This window comes from Paenibacillus dokdonensis, assembly GCF_004916975.1.
GTDB classification, from domain to species: domain Bacteria; phylum Bacillota; class Bacilli; order Paenibacillales; family Paenibacillaceae; genus Paenibacillus_AQ; species Paenibacillus_AQ dokdonensis.
The window spans coordinates 495,619-519,840 of the sequence record NZ_STGQ01000001.1 but is presented as its reverse complement, the minus strand read 5'-3'; the positions used below and the strand labels follow the sequence as shown (position 1 = coordinate 519,840).

Annotated in this window: 13 protein-coding genes and 1 other annotated feature; of the genes, 2 read left to right on the top strand and 11 right to left on the bottom strand. The window is 49.7% G+C overall.

Going from position 1 to position 24,222, the window contains the following annotated elements; genetic code table 11:
- Positions 1 to 31: 31 nt before the first annotated feature.
- Positions 32 to 2,398 carry an endonuclease MutS2 gene (locus E6W40_RS02530; RefSeq protein WP_136604036.1) on the bottom strand — a complete coding sequence of 789 codons (2,367 nt, stop codon included), beginning with the start codon at positions 2,396 to 2,398 and terminating at the stop codon, positions 32 to 34.
- 280 nt (positions 2,399 to 2,678) lie between these two features.
- Between E6W40_RS02530 and E6W40_RS02525 the strand changes: the two genes are divergently transcribed.
- Positions 2,679 to 3,032, top strand: coding sequence for a phage holin family protein (locus tag E6W40_RS02525; RefSeq protein ID WP_136604035.1), 354 nt, complete (start codon positions 2,679 to 2,681; stop codon positions 3,030 to 3,032).
- A 109-nt stretch (positions 3,033 to 3,141) separates the two neighbouring features.
- Here E6W40_RS02525 and E6W40_RS02520 read toward each other — a convergent pair whose 3' ends face one another.
- A complete protein-coding gene (locus tag E6W40_RS02520; RefSeq protein ID WP_136604034.1) occupies positions 3,142 to 4,284 on the bottom strand; it encodes a GGDEF domain-containing protein in 1,143 nt (380 codons plus the stop codon).
- A 269-nt stretch (positions 4,285 to 4,553) separates the two neighbouring features.
- Between E6W40_RS02520 and E6W40_RS02515 the strand changes: the two genes are divergently transcribed.
- On the top strand, positions 4,554 to 4,943 hold the full coding sequence (locus tag E6W40_RS02515) for a cupredoxin domain-containing protein (RefSeq protein WP_136604033.1): 390 nt from the start codon (positions 4,554 to 4,556) through the stop codon (positions 4,941 to 4,943).
- A 117-nt stretch (positions 4,944 to 5,060) separates the two neighbouring features.
- Here E6W40_RS02515 and zapA read toward each other — a convergent pair whose 3' ends face one another.
- The 9 genes from zapA to E6W40_RS02470 form a co-directional block, all read right to left on the bottom strand.
- The gene (zapA, locus tag E6W40_RS30225) at positions 5,061 to 7,925 is read right to left on the bottom strand and encodes a cell division protein ZapA (RefSeq protein WP_168928804.1); all 2,865 of its coding nucleotides are present in this window, start codon (positions 7,923 to 7,925) and stop codon (positions 5,061 to 5,063) included.
- Between the two features lie 113 nt (positions 7,926 to 8,038).
- A complete protein-coding gene (gene pheT, locus E6W40_RS02505) occupies positions 8,039 to 10,489 on the bottom strand; it encodes a phenylalanine--tRNA ligase subunit beta (protein ID WP_136604031.1) in 2,451 nt (816 codons plus the stop codon).
- A 49-nt stretch (positions 10,490 to 10,538) separates the two neighbouring features.
- Entirely contained in the window at positions 10,539 to 11,573 is a 1,035-nt protein-coding gene (pheS, locus tag E6W40_RS02500) for a phenylalanine--tRNA ligase subunit alpha (protein WP_136604030.1), read from the bottom strand.
- Between the two features lie 123 nt (positions 11,574 to 11,696).
- Positions 11,697 to 11,963, bottom strand: a binding site (T-box leader).
- A gap of 115 nt (positions 11,964 to 12,078) precedes the next feature.
- The gene (abc-f, locus tag E6W40_RS02495) at positions 12,079 to 13,923 is read right to left on the bottom strand and encodes a ribosomal protection-like ABC-F family protein (protein WP_136604029.1); all 1,845 of its coding nucleotides are present in this window, start codon (positions 13,921 to 13,923) and stop codon (positions 12,079 to 12,081) included.
- 471 nt (positions 13,924 to 14,394) lie between these two features.
- On the bottom strand, positions 14,395 to 16,428 hold the full coding sequence (locus E6W40_RS02490; protein ID WP_136604028.1) for a beta-galactosidase: 2,034 nt from the start codon (positions 16,426 to 16,428) through the stop codon (positions 14,395 to 14,397).
- 103 nt (positions 16,429 to 16,531) lie between these two features.
- On the bottom strand, positions 16,532 to 18,919 hold the full coding sequence (locus tag E6W40_RS02485) for a glycoside hydrolase family 95 protein (protein WP_136604027.1): 2,388 nt from the start codon (positions 18,917 to 18,919) through the stop codon (positions 16,532 to 16,534).
- Between the two features lie 127 nt (positions 18,920 to 19,046).
- Positions 19,047 to 21,371, bottom strand: a complete 2,325-nt coding sequence (gene yicI, locus E6W40_RS02480) for an alpha-xylosidase (protein ID WP_136604026.1) — start codon at positions 21,369 to 21,371, stop codon at positions 19,047 to 19,049.
- A 99-nt stretch (positions 21,372 to 21,470) separates the two neighbouring features.
- A complete protein-coding gene (locus E6W40_RS02475; RefSeq protein ID WP_136604025.1) occupies positions 21,471 to 23,198 on the bottom strand; it encodes an ABC transporter substrate-binding protein in 1,728 nt (575 codons plus the stop codon).
- A 97-nt stretch (positions 23,199 to 23,295) separates the two neighbouring features.
- The gene (locus E6W40_RS02470; protein WP_211146958.1) at positions 23,296 to 24,204 is read right to left on the bottom strand and encodes a carbohydrate ABC transporter permease; all 909 of its coding nucleotides are present in this window, start codon (positions 24,202 to 24,204) and stop codon (positions 23,296 to 23,298) included.
- Between the last annotated feature and the right edge of the window lie 18 nt (positions 24,205 to 24,222).

The following is a 24,222-nucleotide window of genomic DNA, read 5'->3' as shown; positions in this document are numbered from 1 at the left end:
CTTCATATCTGCCCTGAGCATATTCGCAGCTTTACTTCAGTTCTGCTACGGTTACACCTGTGCCGCCTTCGCCATAATTGCCTAGACGGAAGCTTTTTATATGCTTATGCTTACGAAGGTAATCTGTAATACCGTTTCGGAGTATGCCTGTTCCTTTTCCGTGGATCAAATATACCTGGCCTAAATTGCCAAGGAAGGCTTCGTCTATAAAGCGATCCACCTCAATTAATGCTTCCTCCAAATTCGCTCCGCGCAAATCCAGTTCACTCCGGATGTTCTCGTCTCGTGTACGTTTCACGATCGTAGCCTGCTTCTGTTCTTGCTTGGCTATAGCTTCATGAGATTGGACGAGTTCCAGATCATCCAGTCTGACCTTCATTTTCATAATGCCTAGCTGCACGACTGCTTCCTTCGAGCCTGCGAGCTCTACAACATTACCTTTCTGGTTCAGGCTGTAGACCATGACTTCATCCCCTGCTTCAATCTTGCGAGGCGTCTTGGCCTTGTTCCGTGCAGGTGTTTTCTTTCGCTGCTGCGGCTCGGCTTCATCCAGCATTCTGCGCGCAGCAATCAGCTTATGCTCCTTGACGGAAGCTCCTTCTTCTTTTGCCAGCTGCCGTAGGTCACTGATGATCTCCTCAGCTTCACGCTTCGCTTTGGCAATGACCTCTTTCGCCTCTGCCGATGCCTTTTCAATCATACGCTCTCGCTGCTGCTCGAGTTTCTCCAGCTCCTGCTGGTGCCGGGTGCGCAGTTGTTCCATTTCTTGACGCAGTTTTTCCGCCTGCCCGCGCTCCACTTCAGCACCCAGGCGGTTTTCTTCGAGGGAAGCAATCATATGCTCAACGCGCTGATCCTCTTCATTGACTTCTCCGCGCGCATAATCCAGGATTTGGTTCGGCAATCCGAGCCGCTCGGCAATCGCGAACGCATTGCTTCGGCCTGGTACCCCTACAAGCAGCCGGTAAGTGGGGCTTAAGGTATTGACGTCAAACTCCATGCTTGCATTAATGACCGCTTTCCGCTCATAAGCATAGGCCTTCAGCTCACTGTAATGGGTCGTAGCGATCATGCGGCAGCCTGTCTGATGAATATGCTCCAGAATAGAGATGGCAAGCGCGGAACCTTCAGCAGGATCCGTACCTGCACCAACCTCATCCAGAAGAACAAGGCTTTTAGGCGTCATATTTTTCAGAATACGGATGATGTTGGTCATATGGCTGGAGAATGTACTCAAGCTCTGCTCGATACTTTGCTCATCCCCAATATCGGCATAAATGGCATCAAATACACAGAGCTGGCTGCCTTCTTCGGCCGGTACAAACAATCCTGACATCGCCATTAAGCTCAGCAGACCGATTGTCTTCAGCGTTACCGTTTTACCACCTGTATTTGGACCTGTTACGATAATAGAAGTATACGAATTTCCAAGCTCCACATCGATCGGAACAACCTTGTCCATCTCAATGAGGGGATGCCGCCCCTTACGCAGCTTTAAATATCCGCGGTCATTCATTCTTGGCATTGTTGCTTTCATCACATGAGCCAAACGGGCTTTGGCAAATATAAAGTCAAGCTGTCCCACAAGATCCAGATCAAATACAATCAGATCAGCCTCGTCGCCAACTAATGCCGTCAGCTTCTGCAAAATAATTTCAATTTCGCGTTCTTCCTTCATCCGGGTCTCGCGCAGCTTGTTATTCATGGCCACAATGGATTCAGGCTCGATAAACAAGGTTGCGCCGGAGCCGGACTGGTCATGCACAATTCCGCCAAAATAAGAACGGTACTCTGCCTTTACAGGAATAACGAACCGGTCGCCACGAATGGTTACAAGCTGATCCTGCAGCATTTTGGCCACAGAGGATGAGCGAATCATGTTGTCAAGCTTTTCACGAATACGCACTTCACCGGAGTGCAGCTCACGCCGGACTTGAGCAAGACCAGGGCTCGCCGAATCGAGCACCTCAGCTTCATCCGATATACATGCTTTAATGGCATCCTCAAGCGCTTTTTGTTCCGATATATTTTCGCTGATGTCTATAAGCAGCTTTAGTGGCTCATCTTCATTCATTTGGGTAATAAAACGTTTAATACGTCTTGACCCATTCGTCGTGTTACCAACTGCCAGCAATTCATGAGGGTTTAATGTGCCGCCAATCTTTGCCCGTTTCAAGGCAGCTGATATATCACTGATCCCACCGAAGGAAGGCGTTCCCTTCAGCCGATCCACAGTATAAGCTTCATCGGTTGCCTGCAGCAGCAATTTTACCGATTCTAGATCCGTATCAGGTTTCAGACTTTCCGTTATTTGTTTACCCATGGAAGTTTGGGCATAACTGACACATTTATTTAAAATCTTGCGGTATTCCAGCGTATGCAAAATCTTATCGTCCAAGAATTTCACTACTCCTCTCATACATTGCCTTTATTATATACGAAACTTCTGTGGCTTCGCTATTTACGAAAGCCAGTCTTATCAAATTCCAGCAAAATCCATCATTCTGATACATAAGATTTCACGATTTGAATACAATAAACCTTGCATATAGAATCATTTCATAATGATAAAAGCGGGCGCATTATGACATGATATTAGAATCATTCCATAATGAATGTAGCGACGCATTGTGAAATGATTTATCAACGTATCTTTTACACAAAAGGAGGCCAATTGCATGCATTTTCTAGGGCATGTTGTACGATTTATCGTTTCCGCGATCGTGCTTATGATTGTCGGCTGGATCGTTCCGCAATTCTCCGTGGGCGGATTCTGGAGCGCTTTACTGTTGGCTCTGGTCATTGCTTTGCTCGGTTGGGTTGTGGAAGGAATCTTCGGAAAAAGGGTATCACCATTCGGTCGAGGCATTGTCGGCTTTATCGTAAGTGCAGTGGTCATATACATCGCCCAGTTTATCGTTGGAGGCGTTAGCGTCACCATCCTAGGTGCCGTTCTCGCTGCCCTCGTTATCGGGATCATCGACCTGTTCATTCCGGTAACTCCTTTCAATGCAGCCAAAGACCATAAATAACCAGCCCGGCTGTATGGAATGGGTATCACCATCTAACGAAGCTGATATCCGCTCCAAAAACCCCCTGTTCCCACGGAACAGGGGGTTTTCATGGTTAGCCTGTCATGGATCAGATAGAAGCAACCTTGCCCTCAAGCGAGTCCGAAAGTATCGAATCAGAAGCTGTCACCACTTTATTTTTTCCTGTTCGCTTTGCTTGATAAAGAGCGCTGTCCGCCTTGCGGAAAAGGGATTCCTTATCATCTCCAGGCTGGTAATCACATAAACCGATGCTTACCGTAACCGGCCTGCCTTTCATATTCGAATGTTCTACAATGGAAATCCCCTTACGCAGCTCTTCTGTTATCGACTGTGCTTCCGCCAAAGTTTTATCTGCAAAAATAACCGCGAATTCTTCTCCGCCATAACGTGAGGCAAAATCATTCGGCATCATAATCAAAGTAATGGTAGAGGCCACTTGCTTGAGCACCAGATCTCCCACCCAATGTCCATATGTATCGTTTACCTTTTTAAAGCCATCGATATCAATTATCGCCAGCTGCAGAGGCAGATGATATTTTTCTGAGTGCTCCAGCAGAGCATCAAGGTATTCATGAAATGTTTTATGGTTATAGAGTCCGGTCAAAGCATCCATCTTCAGGAGCTTGTCCGATATGGTTTTCTCCACAAGCAGCTGCTGCTCGGATTTCATTACAGACTTCAGATAACTAATAAATTCCTTTACCCTGACCAAAATAGTACGTCCGATAATCAGACTAACTATAAATACACTTTCTATTTGAATAAATTCCTGAATAGGCTTGTGATACCATGGACGCTCCATCAGAAAATATAAAAATCCATAGCTCAGAATCGTAAACGCACCGAATCCGTACAGCATCTTCCGATCAAAATAAACAATAGAAATCAACACAGGAAGCAGCAGGGCCATTTGTGCACCGTCTGCTGACGGTTCTATAATAAAATAGAACATGTAAGACAACAAAAAACCGCAACCCACAATAGCTTTTTTATGATGCTTCGGCCAATATCTCAACCACACTTCAGTTGCAACCAGAATCAGCATGGTACAACCATTGGATCCTGCCAGTCGGGTCCATGAGCTTGCATCCTTTCCTACTGTATCAGGAAAGACTCCGCCCGACAGCAAAAAAACGGCTTGTGCCGTAAGGAACATTAGCATGACGATCCAGTAGGCATTTAGAATTTTACGGTGCCACCGGTCCTCCAAAATAACATTTTTCCTGTCCATTGAAAAGTCAATCCCCTACTCTAGGAAAGAATAAATTTAAATGACAACAATCAATATAAACTGTGATTATAATTATATCTTAATGGAAAAACAAATACATCATTAGATCTGTAAGGAATTTGAAATATCCCCCTGTTATGACTGGTTTGGTTGAACGTTACCCGGCAAGTTCACCAATTATTCAAAACAGTTATGTTCCGGAATTCCATTTTTGGGGTATGATGACTACTAGAATTGTCACAAAAAATTAAGGTTTGAGGAGGATCACATTGAAGAAGACCCTAGCTTTTGTTCTCTCCTGCATGCTTCTTCTGGTACTTTCCGCTTGTGGGGCAGCAAAGGAAGACGCTTCGACTGCAAGCAGCGGTGTCAGCGACACGGGCGTTGCCCCTAGCGAAGAATTAGTCATCAAAGCGAAGAACTTTGCGTTTGATAAACAAGAATATCATCTTAAAAAGGGAGTTCCCGTAAAAATTTCGCTCGACAACGAGCAAGGTACCCACGGCGTATTGATTCCCGCCCTTGAATTACAGCTCGACAACAAACATAAATCCATGGTCGTTACGCCCGAAAAAGCCGGCACTTTCGAAATGACCTGCTCCGTCATGTGCGGCGCGGGACATACGGCCATGCTCGCCAAAGTCATTGTGGACGAATAGTCTCCTTGCCTAGCAACACAGCAAATCCCCTCCAGCTCCGTCAAAAGGAACGATTGCCTTCATGTTCCTGCCTTTCGGTCTGTGAGGGGATTTTTTTAGTCTGTTCTGCAACAGCAATCAGCTTTGATCCTGCTCAATAAGCTCGATCCATTCGTTATACTCCGTTTGTAGCTTGCCGTATTCATCCTGTAGCAGGCTGTGTTCTTCCTGCAGCTTATCTGTCTTTTCCTGCTGAAGCTCGAGCTCCGCCTGAAGCAGTCGGTACTGATTGGCCATCAATTCAAAGTTCTCGCCAACCTCTCGAAGCTGGGCAGATGTCTGTTCCTTCTCATTTTGCAGATTATCCAGCTGATCTTCGCCGGCTGCAATTTGACGTCTCCATTCCTCCAGCTCATCCTGCAGCTCCTGTTCCCTGCTGTTCCAGTTTTGCTGACGGTTCATCATATCCTCCAGCTTTTCCTGGTAGGACTGCATCGAATGCTCCGCATTTCGCATCAGCTCACGCTGTTCATTTTCCCTGCTCGCAGCATCATCCAGCATCCGGGCAAGCTCATTCACCTTCTGCTGTGCCTGATCCTTCTCCTCCAGTACCATCAGGTACTCGAGTTCGGCATCCTCCTGCTGGCGTTTCATATCGCTGCCCTTCTGTTGAAGCTCGTCATACTGCTTTTGCAAGCCATGATACTGCTGCTTCAAATGTTCGTACTGTTTCAGATGCTCCTGATAGAGCCGGTCCATATTCACATGGTTTTGTTCAGCTTCCTTAAGTTGGCGTTTGGCCTCCTGATAAGCCGATTCCCGCTCTGCGAGCTCTTCGCCGAGCTGTTCGTATTTCCGTTTGTTCTCTGCAATGCCCTCCTGCAGTTCTTCATGTTCGAGCATATGCAGCTCATATTGATCTGTCAGTACCTCATGCTGCTGCAAAATTTCGCCATGCTGCCGCTGCAGTTTCCGGTACTGTTCTTCCTTTTCTTCCATGGACCTCTGCAGCTTCAGAAGCTGGACTTCTTTCTGTTCTGCTGTCTCCTGCGCCTCTAGATACTGTTCCTCTGCAGCCTCTAGCGCCTGCTGCAGCTCCAGAGTTTGTAATTCGCTTGCTTCCAGCGTCTGCTGCAGCTCCAAAGATTGCGTTTCGCCTGCTTCCAGCGTCTGCTGCAGCTCCAGGGTTTGCGCTCTGTTTGCCTCCAGCGCCTGCTGCAGCTCCAGCGTTTGCAATTCGCTTGCCTCCAGCGTCTGCTGCAACTCCAAAGATTGCAATTCGCTTGCTTCCAGCGTCTGCTGCATTTCCAGGATTTGCGCTCTGCTTGCCTTCAGCGCCTGCTGCAGCTCCAGCGTTTTCAATTCGCTTGCTTCCAGCGTCTGCTGCAGCTCCAAAGATTGCGTTTCGCTTGCTTCCAGCGTCTGCTGCAGTTTGAGATACTGCTCTTCTCTATCCTCGAGCGCCTGCTCTAGCTGCTGTAAATGGTTTTCTTTCTCCTTCAAGGACTGCTGCAACTGTTGTACCATTGCCTCATTCGACTCGAGTTTGGCCTGATTCTCCTGAAGCTGCTTCTCCTTCTCAACCAGAAGTTCCTTCTGTTCTTCAATCGAAAGCTCCTGCAGTTGCAGCGTTTCATCCAGATCTTCAAGCTTCTTGTTCTGCGAATGGATCAGCTGCTGCTGTTCATCAAGTCTGCCTTGATATTCCGAGGCTTGCTGGTCTGCGGATGCGAGCTTCTGCGAATCTTCATCCGCCTTTTCCTTCAATACGCTGAGCTCGTCATGAAGCGACTTCATACCGGCTTCAAGTGCATCGTTCTGTTCTCCCGCTTCCAGAACGCGAAGCTCCAGCTCACCGATCTCTTCCTTCTGCTTGTCGACTTGAGTCCGCCAGGAAGCCGCTTCGGTGTGTAGCTTCTCAAGCTCAGACTTTTGTTTATTGGAAGAAGTACTGTATTCTTCAAGCAGCTTCTGCATCCGGCGCTGCTCTTCTTCCGAATGTACAGCTTCCTCCTTCAAACGGCCAACCTGCCCATTCAGACGGATCTGCTGCTCTCTGAGCGTCTTCAGTTCGGTCTGGGAGACCTCCTCTTTCTTCAGTGCAGCCTGATGCTGCTCCTGAAGCTTGGCATATGCATTTTTCGCCTGCTGCAGCTCCTCTTGCAAACTCCGAAGCTTGCCTTGCAGTTGGGAGCTTCCTCCCCTTAGTTCATCAAGCTGCTTGTTCAGTCCGTCAACAGCTGCCTTATGTCTATTCTCCGATTCCTGCAGAGAAGACTCGTACTTCTGCTGGGATTCTCTCAATACGGTTTGATGCTTCTCCTCCGTACTCTTCAGAAGCTCTTGATGCTTCTGCTGTGCTGACTGAAGTGTCGCGGCATGCCCGCGTTCAAGCTCTTGCACGGCCGATTTATGCTTGGCTTCCAGGGACTGCCTGTCCCGCTGCTGCTGTTCTGCGGCTTGCTTCTCCTTGCGCTGCAGGGACTCCTTTAATTCCGTTTCCTTTTTCAATAAAACGCGGGTATCCTCGAGTTCTTTACTCAGCGTTGTCCGGGTTTTCTGAAGCTCTCCCGTCAACGATGCCTTCGTGTCCTCGAGCTGCTTCTCAAGTCCCGCTTTCTCGAATTCCCACCGTTTGCGGAGCTCTTCCTTCTCCTTCATGCCCGTCGAATGCTCTTCCTCAAGCTTCGCATACAACTCCTGCTGTTCTGTCCGCGCAGCCTGAAGCTGAGCCAGCTCACTCCGGAGCTCACTTCTTTCTCCGGTCAGCATTTTGACTTCGTTGCGAATATCCTGTATCTGGATCGCTTCCTCAGCCATATGTACTGCAGCCAATACGGCCAATTTCGGCGTATCCAACCGGGAATGACTCTTGGATATAAGGTTCATTCGCTCATCGACATAAGTGGCAACCTTTTTCATATAGTCGGCACTGCTGCCTACCAGTTTATAAGAAGTCCCGTAGATTTCTACGGAGACGCGTGTACGATCAGGTGTAGTCACAGTTGTGCCCTCCTTCATATGTGTGTGTTGACTCTGAGATGTCTGTTATTCTGCAAAAAAGCCACATCGAATCTTTATGTACATGGATTCGATGTGACTTCATTCAATTCCTGCTATTTTCTCAATTCTGCATGAAAAGTTTGCTCAAGCTGGCTGACTACGGCTGCATGCGCGGATGAAACCTCTTCATCCGTAAGCGTGCGCTCGTTATGGCGGTACACAAGAGCGATGGCTACACTCTTTTTGCCTTCACCCAGCTTGCTGCCTGTGAATACATCGAATACCTGTACAGATTGCAGTAATTCCCCGGCAGCTTCACGAATGACGGATAACATCGCACCCGCTTCAACGCTGTCCTCAACGACCACGGCGATATCACGCTCGGAGGCCGGGAAGCGAGGTAGTTCACGGTACCGGATATCTTTGCTCGCATAGTCGTAGAGCGGCTGAAGTAGAATTTCCGCCGTATACATATCGCTCAGTCCACGGTCCTGCTGAAGCTGAGGATGGACTTGACCGAGTGTACCAATCAACAGCTGCTCACCGCCATCATTGGTCAGATATACAGATGCTGACCGGCCTGGATGATAGCCCTGCGGCTTGTTGGCCACATAGCTGACCGAATTCTGGAGTCCCAAATATTCAAACAATGTTTCCAGCGCACCCTTCAGATCGAAGAAGTCCACTTTTTCCGGTGTTTGATTCCACTGCTTTTGCCCACGGCTGCCGCAAAGAAGAAGGGTCAGCACTGAGATCTCCTTCGGCTGTGCAGTCAGCTGCTCCTCTTGACTGTAGAATACATTTCCCATCTCGAACATCGCAAGATCATGCTGCTTGCGGTTTGCGTTATAAGCAGCTACATCCAGAAGCTGAGGGATAACGCTGGTTCGAAGCACACTCCGCTCCTCGCTCATTGGCATCGCAAGCTTGACCGCATGGCTTCCTTCTGTCAAAGCAGGGAAAAGAGCTGTCAAATCCGGATGCGTAAAGGAATAGCTGATCACTTCCTGCCATCCCCCATGCGTGAACAATTTACGGACATCACGGCGCAGAGCCTGCGGTTTCGTGTAAGCGCCTGGCGTCGTCGGTCCTTCGATCGCTGTTGTCGGGATATTGTCATATCCGTACAAACGGGCAATCTCTTCAATGAGATCCACATCACTGGTGATATCCCCGCGGCGTGTTGGCACCCTAACCTCCAGAATACCTTGCGCTGTATCCGCACAGCTGAAGTGCAGACGGCTGAAGATGGTTTTCACTTCAAGCATCGAAAGCTCCGTGCCGAGGAAGCGGTTCAGCTTGTCAAAGGAAAGTACAATCACCTTTTCTTCCACAGAAACCGGCTCGGATTCCACGATGCCTTTATGAACGGTTCCCGCTGCATAACGTGATATTAATGCAGCTGCACGGTTCAAAGCAGGTATAACAGCCCCCGGATCTACTTCTTTCTCAAAACGAAGGCTCGCTTCGGAACGGAGACCCAGCTGTCTTGAGGTCTTGCGTACGGTACCGCCATCAAATTTGGCTGATTCCAGTAAAATATTCACCGTATTATCCGTCACTTCGGAATTCAAACCGCCCATGACACCGGCAAGAGCAACGGGCTTCACGCCGTCGGTAATCAGCAGCATATGCGGCTCGAGCTTACGTTCCTGGTTGTCTAGTGTAACCATCGTTTCGCCTTCCTTGGCAAGACGGACATCGATGGCTCCGTTCGTCAGCTGGTCCGCGTCAAATGCATGCAGCGGCTGACCGTATTCCAGCATTACATAGTTGGTAATATCAACGATGTTATTAATCGGACGTACTCCTGCGGCCATTAAACGGTTCTGCATCCAGAGCGGCGATGAACCGATCTTTACGCCGGTGATATATCTGGCCGCATAATGGCTGCAATGTTCCGGGGAGCTGATTTTCACAGAAATATGGTCTCCAGCTGCATCGCTGACTTCCACGAGCTCCTTCTCAATATCCGGCAGCTTGACATCGCGGCCCAGGATCGCTCCGACCTCGTAAGCCGCACCAATCATGCTCAAGCAGTCCGAACGGTTCGGTGTCAGATCGAATTCCAGCACCTCATCATCCAGTCCCAGCACCTGGCTGATTGGCGTTCCGATTTGAACCGATTCAGGCAGCACCAAAATGCCCTCCTGCTGTTCCTTTGGCAGCAGCTTATCATTCATTCCAAGCTCTTTGGCCGAGCAAATCATGCCTTGGGAAAGAGCACCGCGAAGTTTGGCTTTTTTAATTTCCAATCCACCCGGAAGCTTCGCTCCCACAAGTGCTACAGGCACCTTTTGGCCGGCATCCACGTTTTTGGCACCGCATACGATCTGGAGCTCTTCTTCCTGACCGGCATCAACGATGCAAATATTAAGCTTATCTGCATCCGGATGCTTTTCTTTGCTTTTCACATAGCCGACAACGACCTTGGTTACCCCTTTATTGCGGTTTTCAATCTCGTCGATTTCGATCCCCGCACGCGTAATTTTCTCAGCCAGATCCTCGGCTGCCACATTTTCAAGCGAAACATAATCCGCTAACCACTCTGTTGATACTTTCATGCCGATCCCTTCCTTCTTTCCTTATTCGCTTGCCTTTTCGAGGTCCGCTTTACATGCGGGCAAACTGCTTCAAAAATGCCAAATCACTGCTATAGAAATGACGGATATCGTCAATGCCGTATTTCAAGATTGCGATCCGCTCCACACCCATACCGAATGCAAATCCGCTGTATTTCTCCGGATCATAGCCGCCCATTTCGAGCACTTTCGGATGCACCATGCCGCAGCCCAAAATCTCCAGCCATCCGGTTTGCTTGCACATCCGGCAGCCATTGCCGCCACATTTTACGCAAGTGACATCCACTTCCGCGCTTGGTTCGGTGAATGGGAAGAAGCTGGGACGAAGGCGAATTTGCGTATTAGGTCCAAACATTTCCTGTACGAACTGAAGCAGCGTGCCTTTCAGATCGCTCATGCGGATGTTTTCGCCGATAACCAGACCTTCAATTTGATTGAACTGGAAGGAATGCGTGGCATCATCATCATCGCGGCGGTAAACCTTGCCCGGACAGATGATTTTCACAGGCACTTCGCCCTCCATTTTTTCCATGGTACGGATTTGCACAGGGGAAGTCTGCGTGCGCATCAGGAGCTCTTCCGTAATATAGAACGTGTCCTGCATATCGCGCGCAGGATGGTTTTTCGGAAGATTCAGTGCTTCAAAGTTATAATAGTCTGTTTCCACCTCGGGACCCTCGGCAATGTGATAGCCCATCCCAATGAAGATTTCTTCGATCTCTTCGATAACCTTATTCAGCGGATGAACGCCGCCTTGAGCCATTTTGCGTCCTGGCAATGTAACGTCGACCTTTTCCGCCTGCAGGCGCTGCTCGGTCTCAGCCTTCTGAAATGCATCCTGTTTGGATTCAATCAATGCTTCAATTGCTCCGCGCACCTCGTTGCCTACTTGGCCGATCACAGGACGTTCTTCTGCGCTCAGCGCGCCCATGCCACGCAAAATTTCAGTCAATGCGCCCTTTTTACCCAAATATTTAACGCGCAGATCATTCAGCTTCTGTACATCCTCTACTCCTTGCAGCTGATCGAGGGCCTCCTGCCGCAGCGCTTCGAGTTTTTCCTTCATCTCTTCCTGCCTCCTTCTCAAAGTAAAACGTACCGCATATTCAGAGCTTCAAGAAAGCGAATCAACAAGTGAACACTTTAGCTCCAAAGCTTTGCAGAAAACAAAAAAGGCCTTTTCTCCCGAAAAAGGGACGAAAAGACCGTGGTACCACCCTTGTTAGACCAGCATGATTCCCTTAGTCGGTAAATATGCATGTTCTCACTTTAATCGTTGTAACGGTTCGAGGACCGGTATCCCCTACTGCATTTAAACCGATTATGTCGGTCAAAGGGTTCAAGGAACTGCTCCGGAGGGAATTTCAGCAGCCTGTTACTGTAGAAACGCTCTCAATCTGCGGCGTCTCCTCCCTGTAAAGTGGTACTGCTTACTTGTCTCCATCATGGCATTTATATTGTTGTTAAAACTCTTCCTACTTGCGTTATATTCATGCGACACACTATAGTCAACTATTATAAGTAAAAAAGGCGGCTCTGGCAAGTCATCCTGTGTACCTGCTGCTGGATACTTACAAGCCCTCCAATTCCTTTCTTAGCTCACGGATTTCCAGTATGCGCTCTTGGCTGCCTTCCGGTTCCTCTACGCCAAGCAGCCTCGTAATTTCCCACTCCAGCGCAAGTCTCCGGTTCTCCTTCTCCGTATCTTCCTTTAAACCGCCGCGATGCCGTATCAACCGTTCCTCCTCTTCCTCCACCGTGCCTTCAAACAGCTCCGGCTCTTTTTTTCGGGGCGCTAGCGTCAAAAGACGGTTGGCCAGCTTGCGGACGAGCATACGGTCATGCGACACAACGAGAAGTGCCCCTGGATATGCAGCCAGCGCTTCCTCCACTACCTCACGTGTCGAAATGTCCAAGTAGTTCGTCGGCTCATCCAGTACGAGCAGGTTGGCGCCGCTGAAATATAACTGTACGAAAGCAGCCCGGCATTTCTCACCCATGCTGAGGTCACCAATCTTTTTAAACACATCTTCCCTGGAAAAGAGAAAGCAGCCCAGAATTGTACGTGCATGTGTCTCCGTCATATCAGGCAGGCGAAGCAAACTGTCCAGCAGCGTCTCGTCTTCCCTCAAGCCTTCAAGCTCCTGCGAAAAATACCCCGTGCTTACGCCAGGATGCATCCACACCCTGCCTTCGGCTGGCTCCAATTCGCCAAGCACCAGCTTCAACAGCGTTGACTTCCCGCTACCGTTCGGTCCTCGCACCGCAAGCCGGTCCCCGCGGGACAGCTGCAGATTCAAGTCCTTGAACAGCTCCCTTTCCTCATAACGAAAAGAGATATGTTCAAGTCGCAGCAGTACGCGGGCGGCGAATCCTCCTTCGCCCAGCTGCATGTTCATGGCGAGGGCAATTTTCGGCTTCTGCACGCTGCTTTGCTCGAGACGTTCCAGTTCTTTTTGCTTGGCGTGATACCTGGAAATGTTTTTCTTGGCCTTCGCTTTATAATAAGGAATGGCGGCTTTGGTTTCGGTATTTTTATCTGCCGATTTTTCGGCATGGTGGAACCATTCCTGGTATCGGCGAATCGACTCCTCCAGTGCTTCCCTCGCCTGCTTTTGCTTCTTGTAAAGCGCCTCCTGTTCCTTCAGCTCACGTTCCCTTTCCCGTTTGTAATCCGAATAACCGCCTTTATATTTCTTTACCCCGCTATCCGTCAGCTCGCAAATTCCCGTCGCGACATGATCCAGAAACGTCCGGTCATGCGATACAAACAGCACGGTGCCTTCATAGCGGTTCAGCCACTCTTCAAGCCAGGTCATACTGTCTCCATCCAGATGGTTGGTCGGCTCATCAAGCAGCAGGAACGCTGGACGTTTGACGAGCAGGGCTGCGAGCCGGACTCTTGTCTTCTGGCCGCCACTCAGTTCAGAAAAGGGCACATGCCATAATTCCGTCCCGATGTTCAGCATGTTGAGCACCTTCTCCACTTCTATTTCCCACTGGAAGCCATCCAGCTGTTCATAACGCTCGAGCGCTTGACCATAAACTTCCAGCAGCTTACTGTCCTCCGAAGCTTCGGGATCCGCCAGTTCTTTTTCCAGCCGGTTAAGCTTTTGCTTCACCTCATACAGCTCGCCGCTATCAAAGCCAGCCGCCGCAAGCGTCGTCAAGGAAAGTAAGGACTCGGAGCTTTGCTCCATCATCCCCCACTGCGCCAGCGGCAAAACACGTTCCACGGTTCCTCGATCCGGCTCCAGCTGCCCGGTCAATACCTTTAACAGCGTAGTTTTCCCTGCTCCATTAACACCGAACAGAGCCAGTCTTTCACCTTCATATATTTCAAAATCCACCTGTTCAAAGATGGTTTTACCTTTAAATTCTTTGGCCAAATTTTTCGTTTTTAAAATATTCATCATAAACGCATCACCCTTTTGAGTAGAAATGGAAAAACCGCAGGCAGGCTGCCTACGGTAGGGATTTGGAATTTAGATGTCTATGATTGAACAAGCAGACCAGCGGCATTCATCGCCTTGGCATGTTAAAGCCTAAGACAATCCGCTGAAGAACACAGAAAAAAAAAGCATTCCCGCATCCATGAACAAGGTCCACGAGTTTCCTAAAATAGACATAACAATCCTCTTCCCTACGCAAGCGCAGAGCTGCCTGTTTGCAACATTTTGATGTTGGCATGCAGATTAGAGAGAACAGTCATGTGTATCCATCGGATGTGTGGTTACCTCTTTTCATTAGGATGAGATGCTTGATGACATTCTAACAAATTTCCCCGTAGATGGAAAGCCCACATTTTTTTTGAAACTTTTGAAAAGAAAAGACCATCCCCGATCAATCAGGTATGGTCTTGATATATTAAGCTTTATCCGTCTTGTTTATTCAATGCCTTCCAGAATCATTACTCCCCGGCCAGGAAGATTGGCTGTCCCCTGCAGTATTTCTCCGGACAGGAGATCCCGGAGCTTGCCTTCTCCAATATTGACGTTTGTATGCTCGGCGTTATGGTTCAGCAGGAACAGGAATGATCGTCCCTCTTTTACCCGTTTAGCGGCTTCGACCCCTGCAGGGACATCCTCTACCAGGGGCTGAATCCCTTGGTCAGAGCACAGCTTCGCCAGGAATGGCTGCAGGAAGTCTGCACATGCACTAGTCGCCACGTAGTAGGCTTTGCCTTTGCCAAATGAATTGACCGTTACAGCAGGCATGCCCTTATAAAAATCGGAGCCATATTCAGCCAGCACCTCGGCGCTTTCCGTATGGATAAGGTCGAAGAGAAGCTCGCAGTTATAGGAGCCCTCCAGTTGGCCTACAGGCTCTATCATCACGATTTGGTTGAATTGACCCGCTGGCAGTGCATCGATCTCCTCTGCCCAGATGCCAAGCAGATTGCGGAGTTCTCCTGGATATCCTCCCAACGTAACAAGGTCGTTTTCATTGACAATACCGCTGAAGAAGGTCGTTACGAACGTCCCGCCCGCGGCAGTAAATTCTTCTGCTTTTTTGGCAAAGCCTGATTTAACCATATACATGACCGGCGCAATCACGATATCGTACTTGCTGTAATCGGCTTCCACACTAACCATGTCTACCTGGATACCCAGCTTGAAGAGTGCATCATAGTATTTATGCACTTCGTTCGCATACTGCAGCTCGACGGTTGGTCCACTCGAAAGCTCGATGGCCCAGCGGTTTTCCCAATCATACACGATGGCTACCTTAGCATCGGAACGTGCATCCAGAAGCGTATCGCCAAGCTGCATTAACTCCTCGCCAAGCTCAGCCACTTCGCGGAATACCCTTGTGTTCTCATGCCCCGCATGCTCGATTACAGCGCCATGATACTTCTCGCATGCACCGACAGAGCGGCGCATCTGGAAGAACATCACCGTATCCGCTCCACGCGCGACTGCCTGATAACTCCAGAGGCGCATAACCCCGGGACGCTTCAAGGAATTGTAAGCCTGCCAGTTCTGCTGGCTCGGCGTCTGCTCCATCAGCATGAATGGCGCACCGTCCTTAAGTCCGCGCATCAAATCATGCACCATCGCGGTTTCACTGACAGGTGTCGTAAGCGAAGGATAGTTATCCCATGAAATGATGTCCATTTCTTTGGCCCAGTCAAAATAGTTCAACTGCGGGAATGTTCCCATCAGATTGGTTGTAATCGGTACATCCTTGCTGTACTCGCGGATCGCATTCGCTTCGATTTTATAGCAATCCAGCAAACTATCTGACATAAAGCGCCGGAAATCAAGTGAAATCCCTTGAAATGCGCTGACATTGCCTTCGCCTTCCTCGCTCAGCCCGTTTGGAAGAACGATCTCATCCCAATCGTAAAATGTATGTCCCCAGAAGCGCGTATTCCACGCCTTGTTAACGGCCTCCAGTGTGACATAGCGCTCCTGAAGCCATACGCGGAAGGCGGCCGCGCAATGATCGCAGTAGCAATATCCGCCGTATTCGTTCGAAACATGCCACAGCAGCAGAGCCGGATGGTCTTGATACCGTTCTGCCAGCTTGCTGGCCATCCGGCCGGAATATTTGCGGTAAGTAAGGCTGTTCGGACAGGAATTATGACGCCCGCCAAAGGACCGTTTACGCCCGTAAAAATCAACCCGGGCCACATCCGGATGGCGCTTGGCCATCCAGGCCGGATGAGCTGCTGTACCGGTGGCCAGAACCACTCCAAGTCCCTCTGCATGCAGCCGGTCCATCGTTTCGTCCAGCCAGGCAAAATCATATGTATTCTCGCCGGGCTGATTAAGCGCCCAGGAAAATACGTTGATCGTCACGACATCGATGCCGGCCAGCTTAAACATGCGGTGGTCCTCTTTCCACTCCTCAGGTCCCCATTGCTCCGGATTATAGTCTCCCCCGTACCACATTTTCGGCAGTTTTTTATTGATCAAGCTCAGCACTTCCTTCCCCTTTATCCTTCAGACCAATCAGCTAGACATCTGTTGGATGCTTCTTTGATGTATCCGGCAGTTATTCCGCAGCATTGAAAAAAGCTTATCTGGTTTCTTCGGCATGTATTGGTGTAACCGTAAATATGTCACCGGCCATTGTCGCAAATTCTGCTTCAGCTGATATGGCGATGCCGTCAGGCCTATGCACGATCAGACCCGTCCCGTTTAGCATACGGAATGTCTGGCCATGTACAGACGTAATTCGGGCACATGTCAGCCTGCCGTCATCCCATGAGATATCAACGGTAAACCCGCCGCGCGCAGCCAGTCCGTTGGCTTCGCCGGCCATCCAGGCGTCAGGCAGTGCTGGCAGCAAATGTATTCCGCCTGCATGGCTTTGAAGCAGCATCTCGGCAATGCCTGCCGCTGAGCCAAAATTACCGTCTATTTGAAAAGGCGGATGATTGCCGAACATATTCGGCAGGCTCGAATCGGTCAGGATCCGGCGGACACAGCGGTAGGCACTGTCTCCGTCACCAAGCCGGGCATACAGGTTGATCAGCCAGGCTGCGCTCCATCCGGTATGGCCGCTTCCCGCTGTCAGTCTGGCTGACAGTGAGCGTATAGCGGCCTTCGCAAGCTCTGGTGTTTCGTGCATACTCACGGAACTGCCGGGGAACAAACCGTATAAATGAGAGACATGACGGTGGCCTGGCTCATGCTCAGCGAAGTCCTCGCTCCACTCCCGCAGTCGTCCATCAGGACCGATTCCCGGATGAGCAAGGTGGCCTGCACGAGCGATCAACTCGTCTCGTAACTCCTTGTCGGTATCCAAAAGCTCCGATGCCTGCACACAATTTGCAAACAGTTCCCCAATCAGCGCCATATCCATAGCAGAGCCTGCGGCTGTACTGCAGGGAGTTCCGTCAGCTGTTTGGAAAACATTTTCCGGTGACGTGGATAGCGGCGTAGTCCATTTCCCGTCCGGACGCATCTCAAGCCAGTCCAGACAAAAGAGCGCGGCCCCTTTCAGAATCGGGTATGCGGTATCTCTTAAAAAATCTTTGTCCGGACGGAATGCGTAGCGTTCCCACAGATGCCTAGAAAGCCAAACGCCTCCCATCGGCCAGAACGCCCACATCGCATGTCCGTCAGACGGCGTAGACATGCGCCATAAATCCGTGTTATGATGCGCAGCCCAGCCCCGGCATCCATAATGGATCGCTGCCGTGCGGCTGCCGCTGATACTCAGCTCACGGATGAGATCCAGCAGCGGCTCATGGCATTCTCCAAGACTGCAGACTTCAGCAGGCCAATAATTCATCTCGGTATTGATATTGGTCGTATAGTTGCTGTTCCATGGCGGCTGAAGATGCGGATTCCAGATTCCCTGCAGGTTCAGGGCTTGCGTTCCCGGACGCGAGCCGGCAATCATCAGGTATCGCCCATAATGGAAAAGCAGGCTTTCCAGTTCCGCATCGGCTGCTCCGTCCCGATAGGCATTCAGCCTCTCATCCGTCGGCAGCTCCTCAGCATTTCCCTGCCCCATTGCGGAAAAGAGATTCAAATCGCATCGGTCGAACAAGGACCGATAGTCCATAACATGGCGTTCCCGTACTTCCTTATATCCAGCTGGCACGCTCCGCATAATATTCGAACACACGGACAAAGGCTGAATGCCATCCTCCCCAGGCATGACATCATAGCCCGCAAAATCGGTAGCGGCCGTGATAAGCAAAGTTACCGACTCCGAATGACGAATGCTTAGGCGTCCTTCCCTCAATTCCGTTTCTCCGCCTTCATTTCGGACCATCAGGAGGGCCGAGAAACTGAGTCCCAGCTCATCCTCATAAAGAACGGAACGTGGATGATCTCCCTGGTAGTTATTAGCCACATGTGATGGCGAGCGTCCTGTCATAACAAGCCTGCCGGCATCTTCGCCTTCCACATGGCAAGGATGCGGTGACGACAGCCATACCTCCATGTCAGGTATCACTGCAGCTCCGTTTCCGTCAATTCTCTCGGCACGGACATGAACGGCCAGCACATCATCCGCATGGCTGGCCAGCATTTCACGGATGACTCTGACATTTCCTATTTCATAGCTGACTGATACGATGGCTTCTTCCAGATCCAGCATACGGCGATAGTTTCGGTAGGTCCCGTCTGTATTCCAGACGATATGAAGATCAGCGAGTGGCTGATAGGATTCGCTCCGACGCCCAATCATTTTCGCTTCAATCAGCGCTTCAGCCTCTGCATACTTGCCCTGCACCACGAGTTCCTTAGCCGGAGCCAGATAACGGAGAGCTTCGTAGTTCATCGTATCTCTTGGATAACCGGACCATAGCGTATCCTCATTCAGCTGGATCAGCTCTTTACCGGCACCCCCGAAGACCATACCTCCTATTCTGCCGCTTCCAATGGGCAACGCCTCTTCCCATACTTCAGCAGGCTTGGCATACCAAAGCCTTTTTCTGCTAATGTTCATGCTGCATCTCCTTCCCATGTGAATTGAGAACTCAGGATACTACCATGAGTTTTCCATAGGAGTGTGAGGGTTTCCTGCCTTGATTCATGGATTCTCACTCGACAATTCTTATGGGTTTGGATGAAAATCAATACTGTATCAACAACTCGGCGACCCCGGAATTTGGCGTTACCAGCAGTCCCTGATCTGTGCTTTCCGCAATGCCTCCTTCTATGCTTGAAGCTTGCTTACTGCTGCGAAGCAGCACTTTCCAAGCCCTCGCCCCGGCACCCTCTACTTTGACAGAAAGCTTACCCGTGGTTTGTACTGCAGCCACTGTTAATGCTGGCTGCCCCTTCATATCAGGTACAATCACTCGCATTTCCTTTCCTTCCTCCGGAGCGAAAATGTGAAGCACTACACCATCTGCATAGTCATAGTCCGGTTTGTCTTCCACTGCGCCAACCGGGATAATGCTTCCCGGACGCACATAAAGCGGCAGGCTCATAAAGCTATGCTGCTCAGATAGCCAGCTTCCTCCCTGCACGGTCTCACCAGTCAGGAACGAAGTCCACGTACCCGATGGCAGATAGAAGTCCACCTGTCCGTCTCCGCTGAAGACCGGTGTAACCAGCAAGGAATCCCCGAGCATATACTGGCGGTCGAGCGTATGACATCCATGGTCTTCAGGGAACTCGAGCACCATCGCCCGCATCGCCGGCAATCCGAGCATAGATGCGTCTACAGCAGTTCCGAACAAATAAGGCATCAAGCGGCATTTGAGCTTCGTGAAAAGGCGCATCACATCCACCGCCTCCTCACCGAACAGCCATGGTACACGGTACGATTGATTGCCGTGGAGCCGGCTATGGCTGGATAGCAATCCAAAGGCTGCCCAACGCATGTACACATCCGCGGGAGCCGTGCTCTCGAAGCCGCCAATGTCATGGCTCCAGAAGCCGAAGCCGGATAAGCCTAAGGACAGGCCGCCGCGGAGGCTTTCCGCCATCGAATCATAGTTGGCCGAGCAATCGCCGCCCCAGTGTACGGGGAACTGCTGTCCGCCGGCTGTAGCAGATCTGGCGAACAGTGCAGCTTCACCTTTGCCAAGCTTTTCTTCCAGCACCTCAAATACAACCTTGTTGTACAGCTGTGTATAATAATTGTGCATCCGGTGCGGATCGGAACCGTCGAAGTATGCCGCATCGGTCGGAATCCGCTCACCGAAATCCGTCTTGAAGGAATCCACGCCCATATCCACGAGCTCACGCAGGTAATCCCCGTACCAGCGGCAGGCCTCGGGATTGGTAAAATCAACGATTGCCATGCCTGGCTGCCAGCGGTCCCACTGCCATACCCCGCCATCTTTGTTTTTCAGGAAATAGCCATGCAACTCCCCTTCATCAAACAATCTTGACTGTTCACTGATGTACGGATTGATCCAGACGCAAATTTTCAGTCCCTTTTCCTTCAAACGCTCAAGCATGCCGCGCGGATCCGGGAATACGGCTTCGTCCCATTCAAAATCTGTCCAGTGAAGCGGCTTCATCCAAAAACAGTCGAAATGGAATACATGCAGCGGGAGATCACGTTCCTTCATGCCATCCACAAAACTCATAACCGTCTCTTCATCGTAATTCGTCGTAAAGGATGTCGTCAGCCACAGACCAAAAGTCCAGGCCGGAGGCAATGCTGGCTTTCCAGTCAAAGCCGTATAATTTTGCAGCACATGACGCAGCGTCTCACCACTGATGATAAAATACTCAAGCTTCTCGCCTTCGACGCTGAACTGAACCTTTGAGACTTTTTCAGAACCAACTTCAAAGGAAACGAGCCCAGGGTTGTTCACGAACACACCGTAGCCCTTGCTTGACAGGTAAAATGGAATATTTCTATAGGCCTGTTCCGTTCCTGTTCCGCCATCACGGTTCCAAATATCCAGCGATTGCCCATTTTTAACGAAAGGCGTAAACCATTCTCCAAGCCCGTATATATTTTCTCCTACACCAAGATCCAGCTGGTCGCGCATAAAAGTCTGGCCATCTTCACGTGTAATATAGCCCAGTGATTTTAAACCACTACCTGTTATCCGCTTGCCGTCTTTATAAAATGAAATACCCCAGTCGCCTCCGCGACGGATATTTGCTTTCAGACTTCCACTTTGAATCCACAGTTCTTCCTCATTCAACCCCGTTTCTACCGGAACGCCCTCTTCTTCATGAATCTGAAATTCTGGCTTCAGCGGTGCTCCGCCTTTGTGATGATGAACGGAAACGCGAATAACGTCCTCCATTGGGGACGATAAGCGGATCGTTAATAAAGGAACATCGAGCATAGCCCATCGGGGCTCCAGATCACGCGGCGAAGCATATACACTTACCGCTTTTTCCTGCGCTCTCGGATCATAGGCCTGAACAGGACTCATAATCTCAAAACCGGGCAGAGTTAACCAGTTGCCATCACTAAATTTCATTTCAATGTCACCTCAATAATCGGCGGGAAGCTTCGGCGCAAGCCCCAAAACTTCCCGCCATATGGTTTTTTGCGAATTTCAGAGTATCAATGAATGGTATTATTCATTCCACAGTTTAACGCGTTGTTTTACTAGTTCTTCGCGCAGTGTTTCCGCTTTGGCTACGCCTGCTTTATCCAGATCATTCATATAAGAATCCCAGACCTTATCGAAATCGGCCGGTTTCGCCAGAATGGCCTCAGGGATTTTCTTCCATGTGATGTCTTTCAGCTTGTTATCCAGCACAACAATTTCGCTGTCTCCAGGAATGTTGATGTTCCATGCAGCACCCCATGGTCTAACTTTAAACTCGTCTTCTTTAGGGAACAGCTCTCTCCATGAGGTTACTTTATAAGCAGCCAGCGTTTTCTTCTCCACATCGTTGAATTCGGTAACGATTTGCTCAGGGAAGTTCGTCGTGTAGTAGTTTCCAGTCGCATCCTTCACACCATCGCCGTAGTGAACGCCAAGTGTTTGATATAGACCGATGCCTGTTTCTTTCATGAAGTTCGTTGCATCATTCACTTTACGGTCACTAACTTCTTTAGGAATAACACGCTTGCCGTTCTCAACGTTGTAGTCTTTGCCTTCCACGCCCCAGTTCATCAGCACTTGGCCTTCTTCGGAAGCAAGGTAGTCGAGGAACTTAATTGCACGGACCGGATCCTTGCAATCTGTACTGATGCCGATACCGTATCCGGCCATGAAGCCAGTAGGCCAGAAGGAAGTTTCTTTGTATTCCTTGGACAGGGTCACAGGATAATGGCCATAACCTTGATCGAATTTCTTAGCTGTTTTCAGTGCCTTCTCACCATCGCCATAAGCCCAATCCTGATCGATCAGACCAATGACACGGCCGGTTGCGATTTTGGCTTTATACTGGTCGTACTTTTGCACGAAGCTTTCCGGATCCAAAAGCCCGATATCATTCATGTGATTGAGCCAGCGGAAGTATTCTTTTTCCACAGGGCGTTTGAAGTGATAGGTTACTTTTTGGGTGTCCACATCAATAGCGTATTCGCCGTCATCCGGAGATCCGGTGGTGTAGAAGGCCGGGTTGGTTACCGTAATATACATGTACCAGTCATCCGCATTCAGGGTCAGACCGATGTTTTTATTGCCATTTTCATCCGATGGATGCTTCTCAATATACGATTTGATAACGTTCTCATAATCCTGCACGGTTTTGATTTCAGGATATCCCGCTTCAGCAACGGCGCGGTGCTGAAGTTCGAATCCGCCGCTTACTTTAAAGTTCTGTTGATCCACACCGGCATAAGTCGGGATAGCATAAATGGCATGGTCATCATCGCTATAGCGGGCACGCTTCATGGAATCGCCCAATACTTTTTTAATATTCGGTGCATACTTGTCGATCAGATCTGTCAAATCCAGCATGGCGCCTGCATCCACAAGCTTGCTGATATCATTTTTGGCGCTGATAAGATCCGGATATTGACCGCTCGAAGCAATCAGGGCCACCTTTTGCTGCGGATCGCCGACAGCGAATTCAGCATCCAGTGTTACGCCCGTTTTTTCCGTAATAATCTTTCCGACTTCATCTTTCATTCCGGTCCAGTTTGGACTCGGGTCGGCACTGAATAAGGAGAACTTAATAGGTGAATTATCATCTTTTGTTGTGGTTTGGTTACTGCTTGATCCGTTATCCTTTTCCGCCGAATCACTATTGCCGCTGTTTCCGCCGCAGCCGGCAAGCATGCCGACGAACAAGGCAGAAACGAGCAGTAAGGCGGAAGCTTTTGTTTTTATTTTTCTTTTGCTTTCCATACTTACACCCCTCCTGATGGAATTGAATGATTGCGAAATCGATCAAATCTATTCGTATAACAGGGATATCCCGGAAACACCCCTGGTGATACCACATTTAGCTTTTTACCGCACCAAGCGTCATGCCTTTAACAAAATACTTTTGCAAGAAAGGATACACGAGCAGGATCGGCACCGTAACGATGATCGTGATTGCCATTTTAATCGATTCCGGAGATACCTGATTCACAGCTGAAGATATGACATTCGTACGATAGTCTCCACCGCTGCCGGCTGTCGTGCTCTGCAATACTTTCATCAGTTCATATTGAAGTGTGGTCAGTGATTCACTTGAACCATTATACAGATAAGTATCTAACCAAGCATTCCACTGTCCTACAGCCAGGAACAGCGATATCGTCGCCAGAGCCGGCTTGGTAAGCGGCAGAATCACACGCCAGTAAATCGTAAAGTCGTTAGCCCCGTCGAGCTTGGCCGATTCCTGAAGCGCGTATGGAATACCATCGATAAAGGAACGGATAACGAACACATTAAACGCACTGACAATGCCTGGCAAAATGTAAACAGCGAACGTGTTCATCAGCCCCAGGTCTTTCATCAGCATATAGGTCGGGATGAGCCCCCCGGAAACGTACATGGTCAGTGCAAGAAGTGTAGAAACAAATTTGCGGCCCTGAAAGTCTTCACGGCTGATCGTAAAAGCCAGCATCGATGCGCTGAGCAGTCCGAGCAGCGTACCAAAGATCGTACGGAGCGCAGAAATTTTAAATCCAGTAATCAAACCGCTGAATGTAAAAATTTTAATATAATTGTCCCAGGTAAACTTCCGGGGAAAGATGGTAATTCCGCCGCGCACGCTGTCTATGGAATCGTTTAATGATATGGCGAGCACGTTCAGGAACGGATAGACAGTGATCACGACAACGAGAAGGATGACAATGTACACCAGCGCATCAAATATCCGGTCAGACCAGGATTTGCCGCGTACCAACGCTGTTTTGCCCACAGTCACGTTCCCCCCTTT